14 protein-coding genes and 1 pseudogene are annotated in these 13,701 nt (G+C 36.4%); 13 read left to right on the forward strand and 2 right to left on the reverse strand.

The features are described from left to right. The first annotated feature begins 233 nt into the window (after positions 1 to 233). The 13 genes and pseudogenes from H5T45_05950 to H5T45_06010 all read left to right on the forward strand — a co-directional run bounded on the left by H5T45_05950 (position 234) and on the right by H5T45_06010 (position 11,861). Positions 234 to 1,343: an NAD/NADP octopine/nopaline dehydrogenase family protein gene (locus tag H5T45_05950; protein ID MBC7129253.1), complete on the forward strand. Its 1,110-nt coding sequence runs from the start codon at positions 234 to 236 to the stop codon at positions 1,341 to 1,343. A 2-nt stretch (positions 1,344 to 1,345) separates the two neighbouring features. Then, positions 1,346 to 2,974 (forward strand): cobalamin B12-binding domain-containing protein, encoded by a 1,629-nt coding sequence (locus H5T45_05955; GenBank protein MBC7129254.1) that lies wholly within the window; start codon positions 1,346 to 1,348, stop codon positions 2,972 to 2,974. Then, the gene (locus H5T45_05960) at positions 2,971 to 4,377 is read left to right on the forward strand and encodes a hypothetical protein (protein MBC7129255.1); all 1,407 of its coding nucleotides are present in this window, start codon (positions 2,971 to 2,973) and stop codon (positions 4,375 to 4,377) included. Before H5T45_05955 ends, H5T45_05960 begins: the two co-directional genes overlap by 4 nt. 214 nt (positions 4,378 to 4,591) lie before the next feature. Next, positions 4,592 to 4,918 (forward strand): annotated as a pseudogene (locus H5T45_05965) (DDE-type integrase/transposase/recombinase). Between the two features lie 82 nt (positions 4,919 to 5,000). Beyond that, positions 5,001 to 5,312, forward strand: coding sequence for a winged helix-turn-helix transcriptional regulator (locus tag H5T45_05970; GenBank protein MBC7129256.1), 312 nt, complete (start codon positions 5,001 to 5,003; stop codon positions 5,310 to 5,312). Next, positions 5,302 to 6,216 (forward strand): ABC transporter ATP-binding protein, encoded by a 915-nt coding sequence (locus tag H5T45_05975; protein MBC7129257.1) that lies wholly within the window; start codon positions 5,302 to 5,304, stop codon positions 6,214 to 6,216. The genes H5T45_05970 and H5T45_05975 overlap by 11 nt, the downstream gene beginning before the upstream one ends. Beyond that, a complete protein-coding gene (locus tag H5T45_05980; GenBank protein MBC7129258.1) occupies positions 6,210 to 6,944 on the forward strand; it encodes an ABC transporter permease in 735 nt (244 codons plus the stop codon). The genes H5T45_05975 and H5T45_05980 overlap by 7 nt, the downstream gene beginning before the upstream one ends. Positions 6,945 to 6,982: 38 nt before the next feature. Then, on the forward strand, positions 6,983 to 7,264 hold the full coding sequence (locus tag H5T45_05985) for a winged helix-turn-helix transcriptional regulator (GenBank protein MBC7129259.1): 282 nt from the start codon (positions 6,983 to 6,985) through the stop codon (positions 7,262 to 7,264). Beyond that, complete coding sequence (gene arsB, locus H5T45_05990; GenBank protein ID MBC7129260.1) at positions 7,264 to 8,670, forward strand: ACR3 family arsenite efflux transporter; 1,407 nt, start codon at positions 7,264 to 7,266, stop codon at positions 8,668 to 8,670. The genes H5T45_05985 and arsB overlap by 1 nt, the downstream gene beginning before the upstream one ends. Then, entirely contained in the window at positions 8,667 to 9,182 is a 516-nt protein-coding gene (locus tag H5T45_05995) for a thioredoxin family protein (GenBank protein MBC7129261.1), read from the forward strand. Before arsB ends, H5T45_05995 begins: the two co-directional genes overlap by 4 nt. Beyond that, positions 9,179 to 10,474, forward strand: coding sequence for a cytochrome c biogenesis protein (locus H5T45_06000; GenBank protein ID MBC7129262.1), 1,296 nt, complete (start codon positions 9,179 to 9,181; stop codon positions 10,472 to 10,474). Before H5T45_05995 ends, H5T45_06000 begins: the two co-directional genes overlap by 4 nt. A gap of 35 nt (positions 10,475 to 10,509) precedes the next feature. Further along, positions 10,510 to 11,052 carry a CBS domain-containing protein gene (locus H5T45_06005; protein ID MBC7129263.1) on the forward strand — a complete coding sequence of 181 codons (543 nt, stop codon included), beginning with the start codon at positions 10,510 to 10,512 and terminating at the stop codon, positions 11,050 to 11,052. Between the two features lie 8 nt (positions 11,053 to 11,060). Continuing rightward, the gene (locus H5T45_06010; GenBank protein MBC7129264.1) at positions 11,061 to 11,861 is read left to right on the forward strand and encodes a CBS domain-containing protein; all 801 of its coding nucleotides are present in this window, start codon (positions 11,061 to 11,063) and stop codon (positions 11,859 to 11,861) included. Here the strand turns inward: H5T45_06010 and H5T45_06015 are convergent. Together H5T45_06015 and H5T45_06020 are read right to left on the reverse strand one after the other, a co-directional pair. Continuing rightward, a complete protein-coding gene (locus H5T45_06015) occupies positions 11,844 to 13,292 on the reverse strand; it encodes a phenylalanine--tRNA ligase subunit alpha (protein ID MBC7129265.1) in 1,449 nt (482 codons plus the stop codon). The genes H5T45_06010 and H5T45_06015 overlap by 18 nt on opposite strands. Before the next feature lie 22 nt (positions 13,293 to 13,314). Beyond that, positions 13,315 to 13,587, reverse strand: a complete 273-nt coding sequence (locus H5T45_06020; protein ID MBC7129266.1) for a DDE-type integrase/transposase/recombinase — start codon at positions 13,585 to 13,587, stop codon at positions 13,315 to 13,317. Between the last annotated feature and the right edge of the window lie 114 nt (positions 13,588 to 13,701).

Consider the following 13,701-nt stretch of genomic DNA (forward strand, 5'->3'; position numbering starts at 1 on the left):
TTTGGAGAAAGAAATGCTATAGAAGGATGGTATAGTTTATTCAAGGCAAGAGTTAAAAGATTCTGGAAACGGTGGAGTGTGGCTTGGGCTTGTCTTTACAATCTGGAGGTGTTAAGTTGACAGTCTCAGTGCGGGTTTAGATAAATATTAAATATCATGCTCACTTTAATATTAAAATATCTCTATGATAAAACATCTCTTTATGGTGATTATTTATGAAAACTCACAGGAAAATGTATGGCAGAACTAAAAAGGTTGAAAAGCCGAGCGTTGCGGTGCTGGGTGCAGGTCATGGCGGGCTTGCAATGGCAGCCCATATATCAATGATGGGCTTTGATACGAGAATCTATACAAGAAATCCGGAAAGAATTAGAGCAATCCAGGAAAGAGATGGAAAAATTGAGTTGCAGGGAATAATAAGTGGTTTCGGGAATGTATATGCTACAGAGAGCCTGAAAGATTGCCTAGATGGTGCTCATCTAATCATGGTGGTTGTGCCTGCAATGGGGCATGCATATTATGCTGAGCGCTGTGCACCATATCTTCAGGATGGGCAGATTGTGGTGCTGAATCCTGGCCGAACAGGTGGTGCATTGGAATTTAAACATGTACTTAAAAGCAATGGATGCAACTCAGATGTAATTGTATGCGAAGCACAATCACTGATATATGTATCAAGATACACGGATGTCACCCAAGCACATATTTTCCAGGTAAAAAATACGGTTGCATGCGCCGCCCTCCCAGCTTACAGAACGCCCGAGGCACTTAAAATAATCAACAAAATATATCCTCAGTTTGTACCTGCAAGTAATGTGCTTGAGACAAGCTTAGATAATATCGGGGCAATATTTCATCCTGGTATTACACTACTCAATGCTGCAAGAATTGAAGATGAAAAATCAGATTTTGAGTTTTATATTGAAGGTGTAGGCCCGACTACATCAAAAATTCTTGAAAAAATGGATATGGAACGGGTTGAGGTTGCAAGAAAACTTGGCATAAGAGTACATACTGCAAGAGAGTGGCTCTATCTTTCATATGACAGTGCAGGAAAAACACTATATGATGCAATTCTCGGAAACCCTGCATATAAAGGAGTGATGGCCCCAAAGACAATCCAACACAGATATCTCTACGAGGACATTCCATACAGTCTTGTGCCGTTAGAAGAATTCGGTAAATATGTAGGTACAGAAACGCCCACAATAAGTGCTATGGTTACGCTTGCTTCCACACTCCTAGAAACGGATTTCAGAAAGGAAGGAAGAACACTAGAAAAGATGGGAATAAAAGGGTATAGCATGAGTAAATTGAGAAAATATATAACGACAGGTGCGTGAATATGAAAAGAATTGTCTGCGCAACCCTCGGGAATTGTATTCATGTGATGGGCCTCTACCATTTCATGGAACTGGCTGATTCACTTGGCTATAAAACCGAATTTCTTGGGCAGGGGCTAACCATACCTCAAATTGTTGATTTTTGCCTTAAAGAAAAGCCAGATATTGTAGCACTGAGTTATCGCCTCACACCAGAGAGCGCAGAGCAGATGTTCAGAGAGTTAAAGGAGGCAAGAGAGAAACACAATCTGAAATCCATATTTATATTTGGAGGCACTACTTCCGTTGCAGAAAAAGCAAAGCTTTCAGGGGCATTTGACCGCGTGTTTTCAACAGAGAGTACAATGGACATTGTAGCATATCTCAAGGGAATCCAGATAAAAAGTGAAAGGAGCGCGATAGCACAAACGCTCCCCGAGCGAATTGAGCGTTGCTATCCCTACCCTCTCGTTCGCCACCATTTTGGAAGGCCTACAATGAAAGAGACATTGGAAGGGGCAAGAAAGATTGCAGAAAGTGGTGTTCTTGATATCCTCTCAATTGGTCCTGATCAGAATGCACAGGAATTTTTTTTCAGGCCAGAGTTTATGAACCATGCGCTTGATGGTGCTGGCGGGGTGCCATTACGCAAGCCAGAAGATTTGAGCGAGATTTATCGCGCAACACGATGTGGAAACTTCCCGCTGGTTAGATGTTACAGTGGCACAAATGACCTGGATAAATGGGCGATCATGCTTAAAGAGCGAATAAACAATGCCTGGGGTGCAATTCCCATATGCTGGTATAGCGAGCTTGATGGGAGGAGCAAAAGAAAGTTACGCGATGCAATTAGAGAAAACATAGAGGTAATAAGATGGCATGCGCAGAATGGTGTTCCTGTTGAGGTGAATGAGTCGCATCAGTGGGCACTGAGATATTGTTCGGATGTAATTGAGGTTGCAACTGCATATATAGCAACCTACATCGCAAAGTCCGCTGGTGTGAAGTACTATGTAATGCAGTACATGTTTAACACCCCGCCGGGTATCTCACCAAAAATGGACCTGGCAAAGATGCTGGCAAAGATAGAGATGGTTGAGGAATTACAGGATGAAAATTTTCGCATCTACAGAATGGTAAGGACAGGTTTGGCAAGTTTATCTGCGGATTTTAATGTGGCAAAGGGACAGATGGCTTCCTCAATCTTTTTTGCAATGTCTATAAAACCGCACATTGTGCATGTTGTTGGTTATTCTGAAGGAGACCATGCAGCCACCGCAGATGAGGTGATTGAGAGTTGCAAAATTGCAAGGGGTGCGATTGAAAACGCACTGCTTGGTTTGCCCGACTTTGCATGCGATAGGGAGGTGCAGGAGAGAAAGAGAAAAATAAAGAGTGAATGCAGTGTGTTGCTGGATGCTATAAAAAACTTAGGTGATGGAAGTGATGCATCTCTTGCAAACCCAGATGTGATTTTTAAGGCGATAAAGATTGGATTGCTGGATGCGCCACAATTAAGAGGAAGGCCTTGTGCAAAGGGTAAAGATGTGACAAGGATAATTAACGGTGCATGCCTGTCAGTTGACCCAGAGACAGGTGAGCCAATTGATGAAAGAGAGCGCATAAGGAGAGTTCAGGAGGAAGAGAAATGAGTGGTATTGCAGGTGTAATCGGAGAAGTGGATAAGCACACCGTTAAAAAAATGATTGAAAAGCTTGTTTATCGAGGCAGGAAAAAGAGAACAATTACAGGAAAAAACTTTGCATTTTGCATTGCGCAGTCAAATGATAGCGATGTGTATGAAAGTGATAACGCAATTTGCCTAATTGATGGTCATGCTAAATGGTATAGATTTAAGGGTGCGGAGGCAATTGCAAGGAGCAGTGCATGTAGAAAGATGGATGGATGCAGAGGTGCATTTGCAGGAGTACTCTGGAACGGAAAAGAGTTTCATCTGTTCCGTGACCATCTTGGTGTGAGACCAATGTTTTACGCAAAGATAGGAGAGTGTGTGTATTTTGCCTCTGAATTAAAAGGCTTCTTACCTCTCTTACCCTGCATGCCAGAATACATAAATCCTGGGGAAGAAGTCATAATAAGGGAGGAAAAAATACGGAGAAGGCGTTATCATGTGCTGAAGGCGGCGGAGAAGGCAAATGAATGGAGCATGGATACTGCGATAAAAAAGTTGGATGCATTGCTAAAAAGGGCGGTTGCATTCAATCTCTCAGAGAAGTGCGGTGCCTTGCTTAGCGGTGGTATTGATTCCTCCTGTATTGTGTGGTACGCATCAAAGAAAGTGCCGGATTTACGCACATTCACCGCATGTTTCAAGGAGGGAAGTGAAGATGCCATTCATGCGGAAGCACTTGCTGAGGAAATCGGGACAAGACATAAAACAGTGGAATATGACCTTGAGGATATGCTCTCAGTGCTCCCAGATGTGATATATTATCTTGAATCATTTGATTTTGCACTTGTAAGAAGTGCCATCCCGAACTATATTGTGGTGAGAGAGGCATCAAGGTTTGTGAATGCACTCCTCTCTGGGGAAGGTGCTGATGAGCTTTTTGCCGGCTATTCATACCTCAAGACATTCAGGGAATCTCTTCATGAGGAACTGCTTTCCCTTCTTTATTCTGCGCATAACAACGCTTTTCAGAGAGACGATAGAATGTTCTTTGCCCATGGTGTTGAGTTTAGGGTGCCGTTTGTCTATCAGCCAATAGTAGAGTTTGCATTCTCACTTCCCGCATCATACAAAATTCATGATGGTGTTAATAAGTATGTGCTCCGCAAACTGATGAATAAAATTGGAATGCCAAGATACATAACTGAGCAGGAAAAACGCAAATTTTCAGATGGTGCAGGCTCCATGTTTACAATGAAGAAATTTGTGGAAAGCGAGATAGGTGATAGAGATTATAACTCTGCAAGAGAAAAATACCAATTTTTGAGATGCAAAGAGGAGTTGTATTATTTTCGCATTTTCAAAGAGCATTTTCCCGAGGAATGGTATAGCCTGATAGGATTTACAAAGAGGCCAGAGCGGTAATTTTAAGGAATAAATTATTGGGGACATATCTTCATCACACAATCTGATAAAAGCAAAGCATAGGCTGATGCAAAACAAAGAGATTTTCCGCAAATTTCGTAAAGGGATGGGAAATTAAATGCCCATATTGTTCATCTAAAAAAATTATTAAGAAAGGAAAGAGACTTATCAAGAATATTTTTCTCTCCCTATTTAAAAAATTCTTTAAAGAGTTGTTTTTGTTAGTGATGGGAGAAAGCATTACAGAAATGCTTTTAACAAATATTTTTCTAAAGTATGCAAGCTAGTGCATGGTGTTCCAATAGCATGTAAAAGATATGGCTTAGAACATAACAATAATCCAGTTGAAAGATATAATGAAGATATTAAGCAAAGATATAAAACAATGCATTCCTTCAAATCTTTTGATTCAGCGAATGCTTTTCTTAGTCTTAGGAGAATAGTTTATAATTTTGTAAGAGGAGATGAAAATAGAGCTATGAAAGTTGGTATAAGTTTAGAGCTTGGACAAAATAGACTATATGCTCTTATAAAATTTTGATATAAGAGATATCATTCATTTCGAGGAGAATCCATTTATCCAAAAATTTTTATAATATTACAGTATTATATTGTGATATTACATGAATACATCAAAAATATATGAACTCCACAAATATATCAGAGCTCTTCACTGCCCTACCAGATGGTTAATCATTGAGTTCATTGGAAAAGGAAAGAAAAGCACAAAAGAAATATATGATTATCTGAAAAAAATAGGTGAGGACATAAAACCATCAACTCTCTATTACCATTTATCCGAACTAAGCTTGGCTGGCATTATTGAAGTAGCAGAATATAAGGAGGAGGGGGGCGGCGCACCCGAAAAAATATGGAAATTGAAAAAGAGAAGGATTGTTATTAATCTTTTAGAGGGAGTTAAAAATGGAAAATAATTTTATTATAGAAGCACATAATATAAAAAAATCCTTTGGTAGCATCATTGCTTTAGATGGCATAAGTTTTAAAGTAAAAAAGGGTGAAATATTCGGCTTTCTTGGCCCAAATGGGGCGGGTAAAACAACTACATTTAGAATACTTACTGGAATAATAAAGCCCGACGAAGGAAATGCAAAAATTGCGGGTTATGATATATTAAAAGAAACAATAAAAGCTAAGGAATTGATAGGTGTTCTACCTGAAACGCCAAATGCATACCCAGACTTATCAGTGTGGAAAAATATAACTTTTATTGCTCATCTTTATAATGTAAAAAATTTTGAAGAAAAAGCGAGAAACCTTTTGAAAGAATTTGATTTATATGATAGGAAGGATAGCAAGGCAAAAGAGCTTTCAAAGGGCATGAAACAACGCCTTCTTTTATGTATGGCAATGATAAATGACCCTCCAATACTATTTCTTGATGAGCCAACAAACGGTGTGGATGTGCAAAGTGCGAGATTGATAAGAACGAAGATAATGGATTTGGGAAAAGAAGGGAAAACGATTTTTTTAACAACACATAATCTTGAAGAAGCAAATTTAATGTGTGATAGAGTGGCAATTATAAAAAAGGGGAAGATAATTTGTATTGATAGCCCAGAAAATTTAAGGAAAATTACAGGAAAAACTATAACAGTTGAGGTAAAGTTTGACAGGGAATTTGATGATGCAAAGAAAGTATTTAAAGGAGCAGAAATAGATGGAAAGACAATAAAAATATCAACAGAATCGGTAAATGACACTATCTACTATATCACTGATTTGGCAAGAGATAAAAGATTGAAAATAGAAAGCATAAATGTAGAGAAAGCCTCTCTGGAAGATGTTTTTATAAAATTGGTGGAGGGAAAATGCTAAAAAAAGTATGGACAATTGCGGAAAAAGATATTTTAATGTATTATTTAAAAGGACCAATAATAATATTTGGTGTTTTATTCCCTTTTTTCCTTTTCTTTGCTTTTTACATAGGAAGAAATCTTTCTCTTAGCTTTTTATTATCTGGATTGGTTTCAATGACCATATTCTTTACATCAACCGCTGTTTCCCCGGTTATAGCTCCGTGGGAAACTCAGATGAAAACACTTGAAAGATTGATTTCTTGTCCTGTTTCAATAAAAACAATTATAATGGGAGATATATTCGCATCATTTATTTTTGGTGTTATCATATCCTCTGTTCCTATATTATTTTCCATATGTATTGGAATAAATATTTATCATCCTGTCCTTTTGTTTGTTGGCTTAATTATTTCCGCTTTTTGCTTTTCTTCGCTTGGCATTCTATTTTCATTTCCTCCTACAAGCCTTCCATCAAACATTATGATGTTCTCTAATCTCATAAAATTTCCACTTATTTTTATGAGCGGTATTTTTATACCCATTGGAGAATTGTCCGAGACAGGAAGATATTTCTCGTTTATTTCACCCCTCACCTATTCCACTGATATTGTGAGATATTCTTTTGGAGAGAAGGCATATTTTTCCCCTTTTTTTAATTTATTTGCTCTTTTAGTTTTCTCTTCTCTTTTCCTATTACTTGCAATATATCTGCACGAAAAAAACCTCGAAAAAAGATTTTTAAGATAAGTTTTAAATAATGGAATTTTATATGAATTTCGATTCATATGAAGGATGATAAATTCCTTAAATGTATTGTTGATGCTAATAGAAGAAAAATTTTGAAATTCCTTGGAGAGGGAGAAAAATGTGTTAATGAAATATCTGAATTTACTGGTATAGAACAGTCTCTTGTCTCGCATCATCTAAAAATGCTTCGAGATTGCGGGCTTGTTAAAGGAAGGCAGGATGGGAAAAAGACGATGTATTCCTTGTCAGATGATGAAATATATAGCATCATCAAAATGATAGAAAAAGTTGCATATAAAATAATAAAGGAGTGTGAATAATGGAAAGGCTTGGAATATTTGAAAAATATCTTACATTGTGGGTGGCAATTTGCATAATTTTGGGTATTTTAATTGGAAAATTTTTCCCAGCCTTCCCAGAAATTTTAAATCATCTTGAATATGCCCATGTTTCACTACCTGTTGCTGTGCTGATATGGCTGATGATATATCCTATGATGGTAAAAGTTGATTTTGATAGCATAAAAAATGCGGCAAAAAAACCAAAAGGATTGGTTATCACATGGGTAACAAACTGGCTTATCAAACCTTTTACAATGTATCTTTTTGCCTCCTTTTTCCTAACTATTTTATTTGCAAGATATATCCCTCCAGATTTGCAGAAGCAATATATTGCGGGGGCTGTTTTTCTTGGCGCCGCCCCCTGCACCGCAATGGTATTTGTATGGAGTTATTTGAGCAAGGGTGATGCTGGCTATACTCTTGTGCAGGTGGCTACAAATGACTTGATTATTTTATTTGCTTTTGTTCCGATAGTTTCCTTCTTGCTGGGTATAAGCGGGCTTGCTGTTCCATATTATACACTTTTTTTATCTGTTATTCTTTTTGTTGGTATTCCGCTGACATTTGGTTATTTAACAAGGCGATGGGCAATAAAAAGGAAGGGCATAGAATGGCTGGAAAAAGTTCTTTTGAAGAAGATGGGAAAAGTTACAATAATAGGATTGCTTCTAACTCTAATCATTCTTTTCTCTTTTCAGGGAGAAATAATCGTATCAAATCCGTTCCATATAATGCTTATCGCAATTCCTCTTGCAATTCAAACATACTTTATTTTTGCGATTGCTTATGGATGGGCGTATCTATGGAAGCTTCCTCATAGCATAGCAGCTCCAGCGGCAATGATAGGAGCAAGCAATTTTTTTGAACTGGCAGTGGCAGTTGCCATATCTGTATATGGACTTGCATCAGGTGCCGCCCTCGCTACTGTGGTAGGTGTGCTTGAGGAAGTGCCAATTATGCTTAGTCTCGTGGGAATAGCAAACAAGACAAGGCATAAGTTCGAAAAAAAGAGAATTCTTTTCCTCTGCGTTGAAAATTCATGCAGGAGCCAGATGGCAGAGGTAATATTTAATTCAATCGCAAAAAATGCTGAGGCAGAGAGTGCTGGAATAAAGCCAGCAAGTAAGGTAGATGAAAAGGCAATTGAGGTAATGAAAGAAATAGGAATTGATATAAGCAATAAAAAGCCAAAATTATTAAGCAGGGAGAAAGAATATGATATTATTGTAACAATGGGATGCATGAATGGCTGTCCGATAACTCCAAAAGAAAAAACAATTGAATGGAATATCCCCGACCCAAAGGGAAAGAATATTGATGAATATAGAAAAGTGAGAGATGAAATAAAAAAAAGTATAGAAAGATTGATAGAGGAAAGAATATGAAGAAGACTGCACTAATAATAATTTTTATGATAGCTTTAACTGGTTGTGTTAAAAATTCAATAAATGAAAAATATATTATAGGGGATGGGGATGATGATTCCTGGATTGATTATCCTTCATGGCATCCAAAAGCTGGAGAAAAAGTTGAGCATCCTTCATGGGTTTTGAAAGAAATTGAAAAGAAGCCGCTCGTAATATTGGTTCATAGTAACAATTGCTTGCCATGCATACAGCAGCAGAAGGATTTAGAAGATTTACTGGAGAACTTTGGGAATGATATTATATATGTTGACATAACTGCGGATGGGAGCGATAGCAGGGCGTGGGATGCGTACAATATTTATTATCCGTTAGAGGGGCAGTGGTATATACCTTTAACAATCATAATTTCAAAATTAGAATATAAAGGAGAAAGCTGTATAATATGGCACTCGGAGGTTGGAAGAACTGGAAAGGATTGGCTAACTAAATACATCAATAACTCTATATCCTATTATGGTGCAAAAATATGAAATCTACATCAATAATTTTGATGGTAATTCTTCTTTTAAGTTTTTGCCATCCATCAACTGGAAATGATGAAAATCACGCTCCTTTGTTTAGTTCAGTAACAGTTGATGGAAAAAATTTTTCATTAAATGATTGCAAGGGAAATGTTACAATTCTTCACATTCAGAATTTTGAGAACCCTCTATGTATCGAATGCGAAAAAGAGATGAGGGATCAGATTATTGAGTTGGCAAAAATATCAGAAGAAAAGATAGATAATATCACAATTGTAACTATAAACATAAGGAAAAATTACGCATCAGAAGATGGAAAAACACTTGCTGAAAAATGGTACAAAATTAATTTAACATGGTACTGGATTGAAGATTTCCCGCCTTATAATATAGCAAACTTATACTCAAAATATTATATAGTTGATGGAGCATTTGCAAATCCTACAATATTATTGATTAATCAATCATTAGTTGTTATTAGGGTCTATCATATTTATTGCATGGGTAAAGGAGAAATAGACGGTTTGCAGAAAGCAGAGTCGCTATTAGAAGATGCCAAAAAAATTTTGGCCGGAGAATTTGATGTAATAAGCAAAAAGAGTGAAAATAAAATAACATTTTTTGGCATGTTTATTCTTGGTATGATAACTTCTTTTTCTCCTTGCTCTCTCGCCCTTTTAATTTCAATGATTTCCTATGTTTTTGCCACTAAAAGCAATGGAAATTTTAAAAAGGAAGCATTAATTGGATTAGGAGCTGGTATATTCTTTACTCTTGGCTTATCCGTTATTTTTTTCATAATTGGAATTATGATTTCCTCCGTAGGGTTTTTCATATCAATTTCCTCCCTATTCTATCTAATAGCAGGAATAATTCTTCTTATTCTAGGAATAAACATTTTCAAGCCTTTAAAAACAGAAGTTGGAGGGCAATTTAAAGAAATGGGAATAAAATTTTTTGGTAAATTAAGCTCAAAATCATTGTTTCTGGGTGCATTCTTTTTAGGCATAATTTTTGCTGTTGGATGGGCGCCATGCGCCATATCGCTGGTTCTCCCTGTGTTTATTCTGGTTATGACTCAAAAAGCGACATTATTGATTGGAGGGACGCTTCTTTTTGCTTTTGGAATAGGATATGGTTTTCCGATAATTTTTCTTACAACTGCAACGAGAGGTATGAAAGCAAGGATAGGAAGCGCTTATATAAAGGCTGGCAAAATAATTGAAAAATTTTTCGCTATGGCAATTATTGTAATTGCTTTTCTATTTATTCTTAGATATTTTGGGATAAATTTCTGGTAAAGAAAAGTTTTTTATTTGTTTTTTAATATTCATTGATGAAGAAAGAAATACTTGTAAAGGATATAATGAGCAAAGCTCCTGTTATAGTAAAAAGTAAGGCAAGTGTTATTGATGCGGCAAAGGAGATGAAAATTGAAAAAGTTGGAAGTGTAATTGTTGTTGAAAATGGTAAGCCAGTCGGAATATTAACAGAGAGCGATATCTTGAAAAAAATTGTTGCAGAAGGAAAGGATGCTTCAAAAATAAAGGTGAAGGATGTAATGAGCACTCCTTTAATCAGCATTTCTCCAGATGAAAAAATTGAAAAAGCAGTTAAATTGCTTGGAAAAAATAGAATAAGGAGATTGCCTGTAATAGAAAATGGAAAACTTGTTGGAATAATTACAGAAAGAGACATTGTTCAATTCTCCCCTCTATTCATTGATTTGGTTGAAGAATGGGCTAAAATAACAAAAGAAAGGATTGAATATGAAAGAAGCGAAACAATGGCAGGAAAATGCGAGGAATGCGGAATGGCTACAGACAAACTTATAGAAGTAGATGGAAGAATGCTCTGTGAATTTTGTGCTGAGCTTTAGGTGATTTTATGAAAGTAAAAGATATAATGACAAAAGGAGTTATTTATGTAAATAAAAGAGACGATGTTGATTATATACTTCAGCTGATGGAGAAATATAAAATAACAAAAGCCCCGGTAATCGAGGATGGAAAGCTTGTTGGAATAGTAACTGATAACAAGATAGCGGATAAGCTCGGGAGCATAAGAAGCAGGGGCGTGACGCCAGCCCGCATGCATGCAATGACTGTTATGGAGAAAAAATTTTATGTTGTCTCGCCGGACACACCAATTGAAGAGATACTTGAGACTGTTGGTGAGCCAGGGCCGACAATGCTTCCTGTTGTTTCAAATGAGCATCTTGTAGGGGTAATAACAAAAGCCGATTTGCTTCCGCTCATTGATGATGAAGGCAGTATAAAGGAAATAATGAGTTTTCCAGTTATTTCTGTTTCTCCTGATGATAGGGTTGTTCATGCAAGAAGATTGATGATCGATAAAAATATAGCAAGAATTCCTGTTGTCAAAAATGGTAAAATAATTGGAGTGATTTCTGATTGGGAAATTGCAAATGCTTTTGCAAAATTGAAAAAAAGCATAGCATTGGGAAAGCAGAGCTCGCATATAAAGAATTTACTTGTAAAAGATGTGATGAAAAGCCCGGCAATAACCGCAATAGATACAATAACAATAAAAGAGGCTGCAGAAATAATGATAAAGAATGAAGTTGGATGCCTTCCGATAGTTGGAGGAGATAAAAAAATTAGAGGAATAGTAACAAGAACAGATTTGCTTAAAAGATTGCTAAAAAAATTAAAGAAGAGGCAATGAACGGAGCCATTCTATATCACTGAAATAGAGCATTCTTATATCATTGAGTCCTAACAAATTCATTGCCATCCTTTCGAGCCCGAGCCCCCAGGCAAGCACTGGATATTTTATTCCAAATGGCTCAGTAACTTCTGGTCTGAAAATCCCTGAGCCACCTAATTCAATCCATCTACCATTGAACTCTACCTCAATTTCCATCGATGGTTCTGTATATGGAAAATAGGAAGGACGAAACCTTATTTTTTCAAATCCCATTTTTGAATAAAATTCCTTAAGAATGCCCTTCAGCATGCAAAAATTTGCATCTTTTTCATAGACTATTCCCTCAACCTGATGGAATTCTGGGAGATGAGTTGCATCAATATTTTCTCTTCTAAAAACTTTCTCTATGGAAAAAACTTTTGCGGGAGGAGAAGGATTATTTATTAAATAGCGAATTGTATTTACAGTTGTATGTGTTCTTAAAATTACTTTTTTTGCTTCTTCCCTGTTAAACTTATATTCCCATCCCCTCGAGCCAGTTTTCCCCCCATTTTCATGTATTTCAGCAACAATATCAAGCATATTTTCATCTATTTCCATTGAAGGAAGTTTGCAGTAAAATGTATCCTGCATATCCCTTGCAGGGTGATCCTGAGGTATAAAAAGTACATCCATGTTCCAGAAGGATGATTCTATATAATTTCCTTTTATCTCTCTGAAACCCATTGAAGAAAATATTCTTCTTATTTTTTCAATAATTTGAGTTAATGGATGGAGTTTTGCGGGATATATTGAAGGAGAAAATGCCTTCACATCATACTTTCTAAATTTTTTATCTTTCCAGCTTCCATTTTTTAACATTTCTGGGGTTAGCTGAGAAATTTCCTCTTCAAATTTTATTCCTTTCCTCACTGTTTCCCATCCCTCTTCAGTAAGAACAAAGCTTCTCGCAATCCTTTTTCTTTCCCTTATTGCATCCCTCCTTTTCAAAATATTCAGAATTTCTTCCTCTATATCATAATTTCCATCTTTTATCTTTTCCAGGGCTTCCTCCTCCGCCTGCCTTGAGTGCATCTCTTTTTTTCCTTTATCAGTTATTTTTAGGAATTTTTTGTCGCCTATTTCATCGATCCTGCACCATCCTTTCCTGAGAGCCCATCCAAGCAGAATTGCGAATTTTTTGCCAAATTTTTCTTCGAGCTCCTTTATTTCCCCTTCCTCTATCTTTTTCTCCGGCAAACCTTCCTTAAAAAATTTTTTTCCTTCATGAGTTAATAAATATTCTCTAACAATTTTTTCTTCACTCCTCAGAAGCCCTTTAGATTGGAGCCAGGAAGCGGCGTTCATAGCCTTAACCATATCCATCCCAATTTCTTCAATGCTTGCTCTTCCGTTTTTCTCTGCAAGCTTAACAAGCAGTTCTTTTTCTAAGGGTGAAAGAGTTTCCATTGTTTTGTTATTTATGAGAAGTTTAAATTAATTTCTGTTGTGTATTGTCAAGTAACATCGGTAACATTTTTTGAAAAATATACATTGGCAGGATAATCATGGATACCCATGTGGTATCTATGATTGTTAAACCATTCAATAAATTCCTGAAGTAATAAAAGAACATTTTCAGAAATTCTTCATTGAAAGTTCTTATGGCTCTTTCAATCTTTCCTTTTGTTTGTGGATAATAGGGAGGAGTATATTCAACTTCTATACCTTCTTTCTTACACCATTTTTCAATAGTTTCTTTCAAAGAATGGGTCACATCTTCTGTTTTTATTCTATCATAAATGTTACAGTGTAATCTTGAATTATCATCAATGACTATTAGAGCATATTGTTTTCTCCCCTCTATATTGAGTGGACC

This window comes from Thermoplasmatales archaeon (genome assembly GCA_014361245.1).
Classification (GTDB): domain Archaea; phylum Thermoplasmatota; class E2; order UBA202; family JdFR-43; genus JACIWB01.

Excerpts from the sequence above, each read along its gene's own strand:
- H5T45_05985 (MBC7129259.1), top strand. The coding sequence starts at position 6,983 with ATGAAGGATGATAAATTCCTTAAATGTATTGTTGATGCTAATAGAAGA.
- H5T45_05975 (MBC7129257.1), top strand. The coding sequence starts at position 5,302 with ATGGAAAATAATTTTATTATAGAAGCACATAATATAAAAAAATCCTTT.
- H5T45_05950 (MBC7129253.1), top strand. The coding sequence starts at position 234 with ATGTATGGCAGAACTAAAAAGGTTGAAAAGCCGAGCGTTGCGGTGCTG.
- H5T45_05970 (MBC7129256.1), top strand. The coding sequence starts at position 5,001 with ATGAATACATCAAAAATATATGAACTCCACAAATATATCAGAGCTCTT.
- H5T45_06005 (MBC7129263.1), top strand. The coding sequence starts at position 10,510 with ATGAAGAAAGAAATACTTGTAAAGGATATAATGAGCAAAGCTCCTGTT.
- H5T45_05980 (MBC7129258.1), top strand. The coding sequence starts at position 6,210 with ATGCTAAAAAAAGTATGGACAATTGCGGAAAAAGATATTTTAATGTAT.
- arsB (MBC7129260.1), top strand. The coding sequence starts at position 7,264 with ATGGAAAGGCTTGGAATATTTGAAAAATATCTTACATTGTGGGTGGCA.
- H5T45_05995 (MBC7129261.1), top strand. The coding sequence starts at position 8,667 with ATGAAGAAGACTGCACTAATAATAATTTTTATGATAGCTTTAACTGGT.
- H5T45_06015 (MBC7129265.1), bottom strand. The coding sequence starts at position 13,292 with ATGGAAACTCTTTCACCCTTAGAAAAAGAACTGCTTGTTAAGCTTGCA.
- H5T45_06010 (MBC7129264.1), top strand. The coding sequence starts at position 11,061 with ATGAAAGTAAAAGATATAATGACAAAAGGAGTTATTTATGTAAATAAA.
- H5T45_05955 (MBC7129254.1), top strand. The coding sequence starts at position 1,346 with ATGAAAAGAATTGTCTGCGCAACCCTCGGGAATTGTATTCATGTGATG.
- H5T45_05960 (MBC7129255.1), top strand. The coding sequence starts at position 2,971 with ATGAGTGGTATTGCAGGTGTAATCGGAGAAGTGGATAAGCACACCGTT.
- H5T45_06000 (MBC7129262.1), top strand. The coding sequence starts at position 9,179 with ATGAAATCTACATCAATAATTTTGATGGTAATTCTTCTTTTAAGTTTT.